This is a genomic window from Arthrobacter sp. D1-29 (assembly GCF_054130585.1).
Map to the genome: position 1 here is coordinate 2245072 of NZ_CP096383.1, position 14559 is coordinate 2259630.

The window sequence follows — 14559 nt, forward strand, 5'->3', positions numbered from 1 at the left end:
AGCCTCCCAGATCGTCGAATCAGAAGGCAGGATGAGAAGTCCTTGACCCTTATTGTCCAGCGTCCAACTGATACAAGACGACCTACACGCCAAACGACCCTGCTTTTGCCTGCTGTATGTAGTTCAGGTCTCTACCTGCGACGTTAGGACGCCCACGAGCACTGGTGTAATTGTTTCTTGTCCAACGTTCGTCGGACGGCGTTAGAATTCTTACAAGGGGATGGCTGAATTTCTAGTCTAGTCTGGGCGAAAGCGGCAGGCGAGGCCAGCCGTTCGTCCCGGTCTCTTTCCGAAAGAGTTCCTTTATGATTCATGATCCGACTTCTATACCACTGGGAGCCGTCCTGGCGGACTTGGGTCCTGCTGCGAAGCTTGTCGCGGGGACCGCTTCGCAGCAGTCCAGGCAAGTTCGCGGCGCTGTTGTTTTACTGAAGCCGGAAGACTTGCCCGCCGACATCGATGCGGTCGTCATATGTCCGGGTGCCGACAGTTTTATTGAACTGGTCAGGCACCGCCTCGACGGGCCCGGACGGGTATTCTTCGTCATGTCGTCTGAATTAGCACTATCGGATTGGATTGAAGCTGTCGGGGAGCAGCATGTCGTCATCGCTGTTGATCCAGCCCTGAACGTCGCTAACGTCGTGATGTCCTTTTCCCGATCGATGCAGGTTCCGGAGGAGTCCGTTTCACGCAGATTGGCCTCCTTGCAGAGGGCGCTCAGTCAATCGATGACGGAGGCTGAGCCGATACCGGCGCTCCTTAGCCGGTTGGCGCATGTGTGTAATGCTACCGCCGTCTTAATCGATAGATTTGGTAGTACTGTCCAGGCCACCGGGCCGATACCCATGTCACTTCTGTTCGAAGAGATTGCCCGCACCGAGGCCGATTCCCAAAACGTGGACGTGGACGGTTGGCGTGGCGTGGCAGCTCGAATTTCGGCTCCTGACGAGGCTGACTCACACTTCGGCTGGCTCGTCATCACGGCTCGGCGGAAGAATTTTCCGGATAGCCATTCAACCTCGGCGGCTCACGTGGCGGCAACCCTGGTGGAGGCCAGCCAGCGAATGGCAGTGGCAGCGCGACAGCAAGAACGGGCCATACGCACTGCCGTGCTTGAGGAGGCGCTGGCATTGCGCCGCGAGCCTCACAATCCCGAATTGGCTGCCCGAATCACGGCTTTCGGTCTGTCTTTTGACGACGAGTTGAGGACCATTGTTTTTCGGCCCATTCGTCCTGCAGTTGCTTCGCGGTCGTTGCCAGCGACTGAGGACCTGTCGGAAATGTTAGGCAAAGCGCTGGAGTCGCAGTCCATCGCGTACCTAATGACCGCCAAGGACAAGACAATAACGATAGCGGCGCAGTGCAGTGTTCAGGCCTTCCGGCGAGTGATCGTGGCGGAAGGCTCCAAACTCCCAGGCGCTCTCATTGGAATCGGCCGCTGTGTGCACGCTCTAGGAGACATTCTGGACTCCTTCCAGGATGCGCACCTGGCGGTTCGGACGCTTCGCCGAAATTCGCGGGGTCCAAAGGTCATGGCCTACGAAGACTTCAACTATGCAACGAGGCTTTTCGCTGACGTCGGATTCGACAAGATGATTAAGTGGGCCCAGGAGTTCCTGAAGCCCTTGGAGGGGCGGGAGTTGCTGGTTGAAGGTCTTCAGACGTACTTTGAGCATGCTCAGAACATCAATGCCGCGGCAGACAATCTGGAGATCCACCACAACTCACTGCGGTATCGGATAGCTAAGGCTGAGGAAATCCTGGGCATCAATTTGAGGGAACCGGGTGCCGTCTCTTCCGTCTTCTTAGCACTGACAGCCCTTGAGCTGGGACAGATTCAACAGCCGCGACCCAGGTCGTCGGGCGATACAGGGAGAAGTCGTAGACCATCTGACGTCGAGGCAAGTGACGTCCTGCCCTACTCGAGGCCATCCACCGAAAGAGCCGGTGTAGTTCGTGCACCTGGCAGATGAAACACGTCTGCGACCGGGTCAAACAGCTGAGTGGCCGGCATTGTAAAGGTATATGAATCCTCGCTGTGCCATGCAGTCCTCATCATTTCTCTGAACCCAAAGTCCGCTTTGTGGCGCTGTGTCCCGAGCCTCGCTGGTGCGCGTTCTCAATTGGAACCGGCAATGGGCCAGGAGATTCAGCCTGGTACGTCTACCAACGACTGGGCGCACCCGCGGGAGTACTCGGAACCGAACAAGCTGACATTTAGCTCGCGACCGCGCCGAAGGGTAGCAGTGGGTCCCCGACCCCGAGTGGGTAGGAGGGCCAGTTCGAAGATGACCCCGAGCAAGTCCTGGACCTCAACGGCATGAACCTCCTTGAGATGTTGATCATTCCCGCGACGTCGACGATCGCGCTCCGATCGGAGTGGCGCAGCCCTTCCGGCCGTCCGCGACGGCATCCTCACGCCCGCAACAGGTCATATCAATCGGTGAAACGCCATGAGGGCCAAACTACCGAGAAGGACCTCGGTGCTCTACGATCCCACCATCGATGCGGTCGAAGTCCTCAATGTCCGGGGCATCGAACGCACCGATGCACAACCTCGAAGCTGCGGGGGGGGTGACCAAACCGCTTCAAACCCGAATGGTAAGTGGACCAACTTGACGGAGGGATAGGTGGCGGGCTACGTTTGAGGTAAGTCAATCGACTTATCAAATTCGGCAGGGAGTAATCAACATGAATCGTCTTGCGGGCAAGCGCGCCCTCATCACCGGCGGCACGAGTGGGATCGGTCTGGAGACCGCGCAGCGTTTTGTTGCGGAGGGAGCTGAGGTGCTGGTCACAGGCATCACCCCAGCCAGCATCGACAGGGCGCGTCAGATCCTCGGGGACAACGTGCCGGTGGTGCAGGCCGATGCGCGCGATCTCGATGCGCAGCGTGGCCTGGCAGAGCGTGTTCGTGAGCACTTCGGGGAACTCGACATTGCCTTCCTGAACGCCGGCGTCTCGGACTGGCGGCCGTTCGAGGACCACACGGAGGATAGTTTCGGCCGGCTCTTCGACATCAACGTCAAGAGCGTCTTCTTTCTCACGCAGGCCCTGGTCCCCGTGCTGGCTAACCCTTCCTCAGTCATCCTCAACGCGTCCAACAGTGCTCACGGCGGCTATGGTCACTCGAACGCCTACGCCGCGACGAAGGCGGCAGTCAGCTCCCTGATGCGGTCCTGGAACGCGGATCTGCTCAGGTCGCACGGCATCCGGTTCAACGCGGTCAGTCCCGGCCCGGTGGACACCCCCCTGTACTCTAAACTTGGCATCGAGGACCCCGCGCAGCAGACTGCGGTTCTGGAGGCGATCAGCTCCGGCATCCCGCTGGGCCGCATGGGCAGGCCCGAGGAGGTCGCGGAAGCTGTCGTGTATCTGGCATCGGATGTCTCCGCCTTCGCTGTGGGGCAGGATCTTATCCTTGACGGTGGTCAGACCGTCCTCTGAAGGTGAGAATGCGGCTGGGAGACGGGTGAGGGGCGTGGATATGACGGTGGCGGACCATAACCGAGCGGAAACCGGCGGCGATTCGTGCCAGGCCGGGTATCACGCGCAGATCAAAGCGGAGAATCGCGCGCGCATTATTCGCGCCGCCCGCGACCTCTTTCTCGCGAAGGGTTACGACAAAACCTCCCTGGCCCAAATCGCCGCGGAGGCCCGCGTCTCGACCGGTACCCTCTTCAAACGGTACCCCTCCAAGGCTGAGCTGTTCGGGGCCGTCACCGCGGAGCAGTGGCAGCTGGATGTAGAGTACGCCGACCCGCCTCCTCCCGGTGATCCCCGGTACGGTCTGGACCACATCGGCCGCGATTACGCTTGCTTGATCTCGCGGACCGGCACTGCGGCGCTGTGCCGTCTCATCATCACCGAACTTCCCCAGATGCCGGAGCTTGCCGACATCGTCGGCAACGGCTTCGCTATCGACCGCGGTCCCTTCTTCGACCGGCTCCGTGTCTATCTGGAGGCCGAAGCACAGGCTGGCACACTCGATTTCCGTTCGGCCGACGGCGAACATCAGTCTGCATCCGCAGTCGCCGAACAGTTCCTCGGCATGATCTGCGGCCAGCTCCTGTGGCCTCAACTTGTAAGGACAGACTTCATTCCGCCTGACCCCGCCGACACCACGATCGTGGACGAAGCCGTAGCCCTCATGCTCACCCGCTATCGCGCTGGATCCTGAATGACGGAAGTCCGAGTCGCTGGTACCCGCAGGGGGGACCAGCGGTCAAGGGCTTTGGCACAGCCGCGTTTCGTGAACGTAATCGGAGATCGCGAGTGGCTCCGGAGCACATGCGGCATTCGCGCTTCCGGAGGGTCCAGTCCGGTCTCTGAGTGAACAGTGACGCACCTTGTTCTTCCGGCAGGCCGGCTGGGCCGGAAACGCCCTATCCTCCCGGTTTGTTCCGGGAGGGTGGACCCGTCTCGCGGAGAGTAGGACCCCAATTCTTTGAGAAGTGGCGTGGCAGCTAGACCAGCAGTGCCCGCTCGAGACTGCCATCGGCCGCAAATGTAGTGGTCTGCCTTAACGACGACCCGAGCGTCAGATCCAGGGCGGTCGAAACTCTGCTGAATACGTCCGAGATACTGCCGACCCCCTTCACTTCCGCTAAGATGCCGCGTTCGCGGTAGCGGGACGTAACGGCGGTTGTCTGATTGAAAAACAGTGCCATCCTGTTTCTGATGACTTCCGCTGTGTCGTCCGAGCGGTTTTCGCGTTCGGCCCTCAAGAGTAAGCGCTGGATCAGTTCGTCCGTATCAACAGAGAGCTGCAATACGAGGTCAAGTTCGTGGCCCTTATCTGCAAGGATCTCATCGAGATAGTCAACCTGACCTAGAGTGCGGGGATATCCATCCAATATAAATCCGTTGTCTGCGTCGTTCTGCCCCAGTCGCTCACGGATCATCCCGTTCGTGACCGAATCCGGTACAAATTGTCCAGCATCCAGATATGATTTTGCCATTTGGCCCAGTCGGGTTTGACTCTTGACATTTGCGCGGAAGATGTCGCCGGTTGAAATGCTGACGATCCCGAACCTCTTTACTACGTACGTTGCTTGGGTACCTTTGCCAGCTCCGGGGGGCCTATGAGAAGCATTCTGATCATGGAAGCATCCTGTCTAGCGGACCGAGGTCATTCAGCGCGGGCCTGGAAACTGCGGGGGAGGATGCCGTCGCTGGCGCAGTGTCGTCTTGCCAGCAAGTGAAGAGCTCGGAGAGCGTTGGAAACCATACATCTTCAAATGAAGTGACGTGATCGAGGAACTTTTCGAGCATTACGAGGTTGTGTGCCCGACCAATGGTCTGCGGGTGTAGTGTCCACGTCATCGCGCCCCCGGCACATCGCTCATATGCGAAATTGAAGCTGTCAATCCAGCGAGCCAGAACCGTCTCGTTGCTCTGCATGAGCGTGTTTCCCTTGAAAGACTCGAGTTCGGGGAAATCGTCGAGGAACCAGGACACCGGGAACTCGAGGACGCTGCTCTCTGGGCCGAAGGTGTTTCCCTCTTCCTCGCTAACGCCGACCACCATCCGGGGCCGGTATGGCTCGAAGTCCCTGCCCATCAAGGACGAGTCCCAGTCAAACTCGAATTTCGCAAGGAGATCGAGCGTGTTGTCGGTAACGTCCAGTGCAGGCGAGCGGTATCCGCGAGGACGCGTACCCAGGAGTCGTTCGTGCTGAGCTATTTGCAGTTCCAGCAGCCGTTCTTCCTCGGCTTTATCGAGTGCCGGCACGTATTCGTGGTAGACGCCGTGAGCGCCGATCTCATGCCCGGACTCGACAATTGCATCCACCGAGCTGCGGAATGTTTGCATGGTATGTGTGGGCACACACCATGTCGTGGTAATTCCGTAGCGCCGGAAGACGTCAAGGAGTCGTGGGGCGCCGACTAGGGCACCGAATTCACCTCGGGACATCAAAGACTGGGATGTTGAGCGAAAAGTGCCTAGCCATACGCTTTGGGCATCAAAATCGGGGCTTAGAGAAACGGCGAGTCGTTTGCCGTCAGGTAGATGAAGAGGCACTACAGGCAACTTTCTATTACGGGCGAGGAGAATTCAGCCTTGACGGATGTTGTCTCAGGTGACGTCAGCCTAGGCCGGGCGACGGGATAGGAGGACAATCCAGTCGCCTTCCTGGCAGACCACGCCGTTCTGATTCAGAATTTGAACGCGGGTAGTTACAACTCCACGGTCGGGCTTGCTGGCAGACGGCTTGATGCCGATCACTTCTTCACGAACACTGATGGTGTCGCCAATGCGGATCGGGGCCCGGAGGTTCCAGTTGTCGATTCCCAGAAAGGCGATCGCGGAGCCGTTTTTCCATCCCAATGCCATTTCCAGCCCAAAGGCAATCGAAAGTGCGCCGGGACCATGGAAGAGCCTGGTGCCGAATTCTGTTGTCTTGGCGTACTCCTCGTTGGTATGCAACGGGTGCATGTCTCCTGACCATGTAGCGAAGGTGACGACATCGAACTCCGTGACGGTTCTTCCTGCTGATGTCCATTGCTGGCCAAGTTCCAGCTCGTCCAGGTAGCGTACGGCTGACTCATTGGTCGTGCCGAGTGTGTGAGTAGTCAAAGTAGGTTCACTTCCTCTAGATTCTGGATGCTCTTGTGTGGGGGGGCGTGCGCGAGTGCTAATAGCGAATGACTCCGTCTACCGGGGTGGTCAGGGACGGCCGGTAGAGGGATAGTTCGTCCAGGGGGAGGCTGAGGCGCTCACCTGAGATGAGTTCGGCCACCAGCTTCCCTGTGATCGGGCCGGCCAAGTTGCCGTAGACGTGGCCGGTGGCCAGAATCAGCCCGGGAAGTTCCTCCACCTCGTCAACGATCGGGAGGGAGTCAGCTGTGGCGGGGACGAGGCCAGCCCAGGCACGTTCAATACCGAGAGACCTGTAGTTGGGGAAGGTTGTGAGCAATGAATCGATGGCCAACTTTAGAGCGGCGGCAGGCATCCTGTCGTCGAGTTGGTCAGGGTAGTCCATCGGGCAGCCTATGAATAGATTCCCGTCCTCGGTCTTGGCCACACATTCCATGTGTTCGAGGCCCTGTGATTGGTCCTCTGAAGGGGAGGTGAAGTACTCGTCCCGGTAACTGGGGAGGTTCCGGATGTGGGCGTATTGCTTCGCAGCAAGCGGTCCATTCAGGATTTTATCGAGCTTCTCCTCTACAGGAGCCATTAGGACAGCACCCAGCCTGTGTGGCTTGATGGGTACGGTTACACCCTCTGATTCGAGCATTGTAGACCAGACGCCAGTTGCCCAAACGACCTTGTCCGCTGAAACGCTGCCGCCGACTGTTTGTACTCCGACTACTTTTGAGCCATTCCGTAGGAGTCCGAGGACCGGCGTGTTTTCATGAATTCGAACACCGAGCCTGCGGCATTCCTGCGCCAAGGCACGGACGAACTTCGGCGTACGAATTTGGCCATCTTCCGGGCTGAACGTGGCTCCAATAACATCGGGCGGCAATATCGGGGCGGCTTCATGAGCGGCCTGGTCGTCAAGGAGTTCGGCTTTGAATCCGTCTGCGATCCTGGCTTCTACGAATTCCTTATAGACCCGCCGCTGATCGTCCGTATAGAAGAACGTCATGGCACCGTTGCTTCTGTATTCAAAAGATGGCCCGAGGATGTCTGCAAAGTCGTCGTACAGGGCCCTCCCCGCACGGGTCAGTTCGACGGCGTAGTCGCCATGACGATTCTGCATGTGGAGGAATCCGAGATTTCGCCCGGAAGCGCCGTGGCCAAGTTCCCGCTGTTCGAGCAGCACAACATCGTGCCCTTTTGAAGCAAGATAGTACGCGGTTGTTACACCTACTATCCCGCCGCCTACAACAACCACACCGGCCTTGTCGAGGTTCATTTCGTCATGTCCTAACTTCGTCTTCGAGCAACACTCATCCGGGGTGCCGTCTCGTGATTTGTCGGCTTCTGCAGCCGGCTGTTATGCCCTGCCCTGGCTCTTCTCCGCTGTCAGCAGCGTCGCCACGTCCCGCCTATTGACTTTGCCGGTTGTCGAATTCACTGGGAGGGAGTCGACTGCGACGAACTCACTGGGGACCTTATACGACGACAGGCGGGCCGCAGCGAATCCCTTCAGTTCGGCTTCGTCAAGAGGCGCTATGCCCCTGGGGACGACAGCGGCCACAACACGCTGGCCGTAGACGTCATCGGGAAGACCAACCACTGCCACTTCACCAACTGAGGCATGCTGCTGAAGTACACGCTCAACTTCTGCCGGCGAGATGTTTGTTCCGCCACGGATGATGACGTCGGAGAGCCGACCAACGACGTAGACGAAACCGTCCTCATCCACCCGAACAAGATCTTTTGTGCGATACCAGCCGTCATCAGTTATGACAGTCCTCGTTTGTTCTTCGTCACGCCAATACCCGAGCATCAACCCCGGTCCAGTCGAGTACGCTTCCCCAACCTCCCCGGCTGGTACTTCCGCTCCCTCGGCGTCGAGAACCTTTAGCTTCGACCGCGGCACAAGCTTGCCTGCCGACCCGGGTTTGGGCGTGGGGTTCGCGACGGGGTCGTAAGTCACCAGCGGTAGGCATTCGGACGCGCAGTACGCGTCCAGAACTGGCAGTCCAGTTTGGGCCTCCCAGCGGCTGAATGCTGCTTCGTTCCTGGGCTCTCCGCCTGAGATGCACAGTCGAAGTGATGGGAATGCCGGCTTATCCCCGGCTCGGAGTTCAGCGTACTGGGCCAGCTTTCCGAAAGTCGCCGTCACACCGGCGAGGAACGTGGCGGAATGCTCCTCAATGGCGGGAGCAATCATGTCTGGACGAGCCCTCCGGACTATCACCACTGTCCCGCCGCTTAGCAGGACGGCCAGAGATGTGCTTGCAAGCCCATAGAGCCATGCCATCGGCAGACAGATAATTGCCTTGTCTTCGGGTGAAAGGTGCCAGACTTCGCCGTAGGTGTTTGCGCAGTTATATACGGCTGTGGCAGAAAGCATGATCGCTTTCGGGCGGCTGGTGGTGCCGGACGAGAAGCAGATCATGGACAGGGGTTCTCGAAGACCCTCAGGGTTGGGTAGAGCGTCGTGCCGAACACTGGTTACGTGGAAGTCAACGATATCGACAATTGGGGCATTTCGCGCGGCAGGGGCGATATGCGCAGGATCAACGCTTTCGGAGGTGATTATCAGCGCAGGTTCACTTGTGGCAATGGCATATTCCAGGTCCTCTGGACCAGAAGAAGGATAGACAGTAACCAGGACACCGCCGCTGCGCCATACAGCGAGGGCTGTGGCGAGATAGTCCGCTGAGCTTTCCGCGACGAGGGCCACGCGATAACCCGACTTGAGGCCGGCCGCAAGCAGCACAGCTGAGCGATGCTCAATCGATCTCTGGAGATCTTTGTAGCTCATGAACGTGTCGCCGTCGACAATCGCTGTATTATTTGGGTATTGTTCGGCGATGCATTCCAGCGCGGAGACGCAATCCGTTAGCTCCGGCGACGTTTCATTCATATCCGCTTCACTTTCTTTTTTAAGTTGGAAGATTCCAACTGGCCCGTTGAGCCGGACTGGTCGAACTCAACGGGCCGCTTGCCCTTCTTATTGGCGATGCCTGCTATTTTCCGGCTGCAAGTCCACGCAGGATTTTTTCTGCATCTGATGCCATATTCTCGACGATCTCACCAGCAGGCAGAATTTCGTGAACAAGCTGCATGGTCTGGCCCACCGGCATCATTCCGAAGTCCATGTCTCCGTCCAGATATCCTGTTTCGACGCGCGTGCCGGCGACGGCGTATTGTCCGGGGAAGCCTGCGGGTTTTTTATCCGAAGACTCCCATTCCGAGGTCCATTTGTTCTCGAATGCACGCATACGCTTACCGCTGTATGAGTAGGTGATGGTGCTGTCCTTGAAGGATCCTCCCACCACTCGGTTCTTGAAATTGTCGTGCCCGTAAGCTTCGGGGCTGGCAATGAAGCGCGTTCCCACCCAGACTCCTGCTGCACCTAAAGCGAGTGAGGCGGCCAGCCCGCGGCCATCGGCGATGCCGCCAGCGGCCAGGACTGGCTGATCCACCACATCAATAACGGCAGGGACGAGGGTCATAGTAGATGCGTATCCTGTGTGCCCGCCGGCCTCACTGCCCTGAGCGACAATAAAGTCAACACCCGCTGCACTAGCTTCCTGTGCCTTGCCCACTGAGCCGACAAGCGAGAACACCGTGATTCCGCGATCCTTACACTCTTTGATGAACCAATCCGGTGTAGCGAACGTCAAAACAACCGCGGAAGGTGCCGCGTCCAGGACGATCTGCACCTGGTCTGCTACGGCCCCCGGCGTCAAAAGCGCTTCTACACCTGCCATCTTTTCTTGGTCGGCTCCGGAAAGTGATTTCCACAGTTCGCGCACTGGCGCCCATTGTGTTTCATCTTCGGTGGTGAGTGAGTCCGGCAGCAGGAGATTAATCGCGTAGGGCTTGTCGGTTCCAGCTTCGATCTTCTTGATTTCGGCCCGAAGGTCATCCGGCATGAAGCTGACGCCGCCCAGGCATCCCAAGCCGCCCGCGTTACTGACCGCGGTGACGAGTCCGGCCTGAGCGACACGCGCCATGCCGGCTGAGCAGACGGGGTATTTGAGGCTCAGGGCCTCCGTCAATGCTGTCTTGATCACTTATACACCTTTCACTGCGGGCCCAAGATCATCCTGGCGTCCGGTTGGTTCATGTTGGCCCCAAGTGGGGGAGTTGGTGGGGTATCTGTTGTTAGCAGGCCATATCTTGGACAGAACTACGTCGCGTTCCAGCCGCCATCGACCTGGATAGTTTGCCCGTTGACATAACCAGCAGCGTCGGACGCGAGGAACAGCACTACGCTCGCCACCTCGGAGGGTTCGCCGGATCGCTTTGCCGGAATGAGGAAGTCCATGATCTCGGGCGACACCCCGATGCCGCGCTGCTGCGTTGAAACGAGATCACCCAGGATCTCCTCGGAAGTGGCGCGAAGGTTTGTCTTGATGACTCCCGGGGCGACAACGTTGGCTGTTATCCCGTGCGGGGCAACATCGATGGCGAGACGACGATTCAGCCCCTCTATACCCGCCTTGGATGCGACGTATGAGATGCCGTCCGCTGCACCCCTTTGGCCGGCGACGGAGCCGATTGTAATGATGCGACCGCAGTTCTGCTTCGTCATCACCTGTGCTGCTGCACGGCAGCCATAGAACGTTCCTGTTAGGTTGACGCCAATAATCTTGGCCCACAACTCGGGCGTCGTTTCGAGCACGTCGGCATACCCGTCGAAGACTCCCGCGCTATTGACCATAACGTCCAGTTTGCCTGTCTTCTCCACAACCTCGTCCACCAAAGCAGACACAGACTGGTAGTCGCTAACGTCTACGACCCTGGTGTGGAGTGAGCCCGGAGAGCCGAGCTCTTGCCGAGTCTCCGCCAGACGTTCCTCTGAAACGTCACTCGCATAGACTTCGTAGTCTGCTTCGACGAATGCCTGGGCAATGGCCCGGCCGATGCCGGATCCGGATCCGGTGATAATTACGCTTTTGCTTCCCATGCCCTACAAACTACGGTGGGGAGCTTCCGAGTAGAACTGTCATCTTCACGGCTTTTTGCCGACGTTGTCGTGGAAGCTACAGGAGTCGAGCTACAGGCCCGGCAAGGTGTGCCGTCCCCTTTTGGACACTCAGGTGATGGACGAGGGCTGGCCCCGACGCCTCGCGGTTGTACTTTGATCAGGGTTGCGTACTTGCAGTTGGAATTATTCCGGGGCCGGCACTCGTCTGCTCGTTTTACGGTTGCAGGGAGGACGCTTCCCTTCCAGGAGGGCATCCAAAACGAGGAACTGTCCTGACTTCGGGGCAAGCCGTTATACAAGCTATGGCACGGCGCAACAGAGCGCGTTATGGACTGAGCTTTCGATCGCGAAGGCTAACAAACCGTCAACAGATTCCGGCAATCAAGGCGCCCAGACCACAGAACGGGAAGCGCATCAATTGTGCCGGTACCAGCCCCGGGTCCCCCAACTGACGTACGCTGGGGGACCCGGCTCCAAGCAGTGCGACGTTTGGTCGCTGGCTGATCCGTAGGGCATCTGCACAGATGCCTCAGTAATTTCTACGCGTGGACGTCAGGGCTTCAGAAAATCTCCAATGCCAGGATGATGCGGTTGATTCTAAAGTTCAAGGACATGGCCGACATACTTTGGAGCTTGGCTCGTCTAGTTGCCCAGCCCCGCAGGCCCTTTTGAGAAACTTTACGGTTCGGGAGAAACATTGCCAACGGATACTGCGGACCAGCCTGGAGCATATTGGTCGTCCTCTGTCAGTCAAGTCACTGATACCAATGTATATGTTCGCGGCTATGACCTGGAGGACCTCATCGGGCAAATTCCCTTCACGGCAGCCATCTTTCTCATGATTCGTGGTCGGGTTCCCACGCCACAGGAGATGCGGGTGCTGGACGCGGTCCTGAGCGGAGTCCTGGATTACGGTCTCGAAAAGCCGGGGACAGTAGCTGCGCGGTTTGCCGTATCCGCAAATCCAAGTATGGCTATCGGCATGTCAGCTGCCTGCCTATCAGTGGGAAAGCACACCCTGGCAACTGAGGACAGCGGACGTTTCATGCTGGCTACCCATGACGAGTTTCTGAGATCCGGCCTCACGCTCGAAGCTTTTGCCGAGGAAAAGGTGAACCGGATGCGTGCGGCAAAGGAGCGCATCCCCGGCTTGGGGCACCCTATTTTCAAGGTTGTCGATCCCCGCGCGGAACGGCTCCGGTCGATTGCCCGGCAAGAGGGTTTGTGGGGTCAGACGGCTGAGGTATACGAGGCAGTTCATAAGGCCTTCACAAAACTTCCAGGTAAGTCTGATGTTCCGATAAATGACGTTGGTGCTATGGCCGCCATTCTGCTGGGGCTTGGCTTCACACCCGAAGAAGGGACAGGGGTTGCCCTGCTCTCGACCCTGCCTGGGGTGATAGCACACGTGTCTGAGGAACTCTCCGCTGGCAAGCCAATCCGCATTGTCCCGAGAGGCTCCGCATCTTATGAGGGGACCACTGATCGGGACTTTGATGCCGACAGACTTCAGGCCGGCTGGAGCCCTTCCGGGTCCTAGGCAGTAACGCAAAAGGAGGAAAGATGAGTGCAAGATCAGAGAATCGTCCGATTCCTTCAGCAACTCGATTCCTTGAGGATCTCCGGATCGGAAATTCGTGGTCGTCTCAAGGACGAACAATCACAGAGACGGATCTGCTCACCTTCGCTACCTGGTCCGGGGATATGCATCCGCTCCACACCAACGAAGAGTTTGCCCGTGGTACTCAGTTTCGAGAACGGGTTTTCCACGGTCAGGGGACTCTCGCCATAGCTTTTGGACTGGAAATGGGACTGGGCTGGAAGGAACGTTCGGCCATAGCATTTCTAGGCATTTACGACTGGAAACTTATTGCTCCCGTACGCATCGGCGACACAATCGCAATACGGGAAGAAGTAGTGGAGCTGCGGCCTTCTGCGAGTAAACCAGACCGGGGCATCGTGAAGACCAAACTCCAGATACTCAATCAGCGAGGCGAAGTTTGCCAGGAGGGCTTCTGGGTCGTTCTCCTGTATCGGTCTGCTGCCTACACACCATGACAACGCGAGTTGGACAATTCGGCCGGAAGGACTGAATGAGCACTACGGCAGATGGGGAGACGTGCACAATGGAACCGCCGGTTCCACGGCTTGCGGTAAGCGTGGTTCTGATGCGGGATTCCCGGCACGGAGTAGAAGTATTTGTCCAATGCAGGGCACTTACTATGGATTTTGCTGCTGGTGTGGTTGCGTTCCCCGGGGGCCGAGTCGACGCCAGTGACTTCTCGTACGCGGCTGTCAGCGGAAGACTATTGGAGCACCACGCCAAGGCCTGGAGGCGGACCAGCGTTTGGGCCGATGTAACAAAGGCGCGGCACACGTCCGCTTGCCTCCTGTCTGCCGCCGTGCGTGAACTGGCAGAAGAATGCGATGTTGTCCTCCAACCGGAAGACTTGGTCCCGTGGGCAAACTGGATCACACCGGAGGGCTTTCCCAAACGTTTCGATACGTTCTTTTTTGTCACTGCTGTAGCGCCCGATCTGGAGCCCAAGCATGTCACGACGGAGGCAACATCGTCGCAATGGATGCCGGTGCGAAAGATCCTCCTGGACGAAGCTGCCGGAAGGCTTAGGCTCCTGCCCCCAACGGTGGCAATTCTAGATGAAATTGCGGAAGTGGATACCACCAACAAAGTGCTTTCGGGGAAACGGACAATCGAGTCGGTGTGCCTACGCCTTGATGAAATAGAGGAGTTCCATCGCCTGCGGCACCAGAGCACGGGGGACACCCGGAAGCAGCCTTGGTACAGGGCTGTCCGCGCTGGACATCAACGATGAATCAGTGTTTCCCCGCTTCAGTTCTGAGCCTACTGAGCTGAGGTTCAAGTTGCTGGACTGTATCACCCGGTCTTCGCGACAAGGGCGGAGGCCAAACCACCACCAATACTTTCACCAGAGTTTGTGTAAGGGGATTGGTGCAATTCCAATAGCATCGCTGGAGCA

Annotated in this window: 12 protein-coding genes and 1 pseudogene; 6 read left to right on the forward strand and 7 right to left on the reverse strand. The window is 58.1% G+C overall.

The genetic code is table 11. From position 1 onward, the window contains the following. Positions 1 to 305: 305 nt before the first annotated feature. From M1E17_RS10250 to M1E17_RS10260, 3 genes are all read left to right on the forward strand, one after another. On the forward strand, positions 306 to 1973 hold the full coding sequence (locus M1E17_RS10250) for a PucR family transcriptional regulator (RefSeq protein WP_457967120.1): 1668 nt from the start codon (positions 306 to 308) through the stop codon (positions 1971 to 1973). 718 nt (positions 1974 to 2691) lie between these two features. Further along, positions 2692 to 3447, forward strand: a complete 756-nt coding sequence (locus M1E17_RS10255; RefSeq protein ID WP_457967121.1) for an SDR family oxidoreductase — start codon at positions 2692 to 2694, stop codon at positions 3445 to 3447. 40 nt (positions 3448 to 3487) lie between these two features. Next, the gene (locus M1E17_RS10260; protein ID WP_457967123.1) at positions 3488 to 4180 is read left to right on the forward strand and encodes a TetR/AcrR family transcriptional regulator; all 693 of its coding nucleotides are present in this window, start codon (positions 3488 to 3490) and stop codon (positions 4178 to 4180) included. Positions 4181 to 4466: 286 nt separating this feature from the next. On the opposite strand, the pseudogene M1E17_RS10265 reads toward M1E17_RS10260, so the two are convergent. From M1E17_RS10265 to M1E17_RS10295, 7 genes and pseudogenes are all read right to left on the reverse strand, one after another. Next, a pseudogene (locus M1E17_RS10265) lies at positions 4467 to 5104 on the reverse strand (adenylate kinase). After that, positions 5101 to 5916 (reverse strand): polysaccharide deacetylase family protein, encoded by an 816-nt coding sequence (locus M1E17_RS10270; protein WP_457967691.1) that lies wholly within the window; start codon positions 5914 to 5916, stop codon positions 5101 to 5103. Before M1E17_RS10270 ends, M1E17_RS10265 begins: the two are co-directional and overlap by 4 nt. Before the next feature lie 177 nt (positions 5917 to 6093). Beyond that, a complete protein-coding gene (locus M1E17_RS10275; RefSeq protein ID WP_457967125.1) occupies positions 6094 to 6579 on the reverse strand; it encodes a MaoC/PaaZ C-terminal domain-containing protein in 486 nt (161 codons plus the stop codon). A 58-nt stretch (positions 6580 to 6637) separates the two neighbouring features. Beyond that, positions 6638 to 7864, reverse strand: a complete 1227-nt coding sequence (locus M1E17_RS10280) for an NAD(P)/FAD-dependent oxidoreductase (RefSeq protein WP_457967126.1) — start codon at positions 7862 to 7864, stop codon at positions 6638 to 6640. An 81-nt stretch (positions 7865 to 7945) separates the two neighbouring features. Beyond that, entirely contained in the window at positions 7946 to 9487 is a 1542-nt protein-coding gene (locus M1E17_RS10285; RefSeq protein WP_457967128.1) for a class I adenylate-forming enzyme family protein, read from the reverse strand. 103 nt (positions 9488 to 9590) lie between these two features. Further along, complete coding sequence (locus M1E17_RS10290; protein WP_457967130.1) at positions 9591 to 10643, reverse strand: NAD(P)H-dependent flavin oxidoreductase; 1053 nt, start codon at positions 10641 to 10643, stop codon at positions 9591 to 9593. Between the two features lie 116 nt (positions 10644 to 10759). Further along, positions 10760 to 11539, reverse strand: coding sequence for an SDR family NAD(P)-dependent oxidoreductase (locus tag M1E17_RS10295; RefSeq protein WP_457967132.1), 780 nt, complete (start codon positions 11537 to 11539; stop codon positions 10760 to 10762). 718 nt (positions 11540 to 12257) lie between these two features. On the opposite strand from M1E17_RS10295, the gene M1E17_RS10300 reads away from it, so the two are divergent. The 3 genes from M1E17_RS10300 (at position 12258) to M1E17_RS10310 (ending at position 14394) form a co-directional block, all read left to right on the forward strand. Next, positions 12258 to 13100, forward strand: coding sequence for a citryl-CoA lyase (locus M1E17_RS10300; RefSeq protein ID WP_457967134.1), 843 nt, complete (start codon positions 12258 to 12260; stop codon positions 13098 to 13100). Positions 13101 to 13123: 23 nt separating this feature from the next. Beyond that, positions 13124 to 13618 (forward strand): MaoC/PaaZ C-terminal domain-containing protein, encoded by a 495-nt coding sequence (locus M1E17_RS10305; RefSeq protein ID WP_457967136.1) that lies wholly within the window; start codon positions 13124 to 13126, stop codon positions 13616 to 13618. A gap of 344 nt (positions 13619 to 13962) precedes the next feature. Further along, entirely contained in the window at positions 13963 to 14394 is a 432-nt protein-coding gene (locus M1E17_RS10310; protein ID WP_457967138.1) for a hypothetical protein, read from the forward strand. The last annotated feature ends 165 nt before the right edge of the window (positions 14395 to 14559 follow it).

Excerpts from the sequence above, each read along its gene's own strand:
- M1E17_RS10250 (WP_457967120.1), top strand. The coding sequence starts at position 306 with ATGATTCATGATCCGACTTCTATACCACTGGGAGCCGTCCTGGCGGAC.
- M1E17_RS10270 (WP_457967691.1), bottom strand. The coding sequence starts at position 5,916 with ATGTCCCGAGGTGAATTCGGTGCCCTAGTCGGCGCCCCACGACTCCTT.
- M1E17_RS10305 (WP_457967136.1), top strand. The coding sequence starts at position 13,124 with ATGAGTGCAAGATCAGAGAATCGTCCGATTCCTTCAGCAACTCGATTC.
- M1E17_RS10260 (WP_457967123.1), top strand. The coding sequence starts at position 3,488 with ATGACGGTGGCGGACCATAACCGAGCGGAAACCGGCGGCGATTCGTGC.
- M1E17_RS10285 (WP_457967128.1), bottom strand. The coding sequence starts at position 9,487 with ATGAATGAAACGTCGCCGGAGCTAACGGATTGCGTCTCCGCGCTGGAA.
- M1E17_RS10280 (WP_457967126.1), bottom strand. The coding sequence starts at position 7,864 with ATGAACCTCGACAAGGCCGGTGTGGTTGTTGTAGGCGGCGGGATAGTA.
- M1E17_RS10295 (WP_457967132.1), bottom strand. The coding sequence starts at position 11,539 with ATGGGAAGCAAAAGCGTAATTATCACCGGATCCGGATCCGGCATCGGC.
- M1E17_RS10255 (WP_457967121.1), top strand. The coding sequence starts at position 2,692 with ATGAATCGTCTTGCGGGCAAGCGCGCCCTCATCACCGGCGGCACGAGT.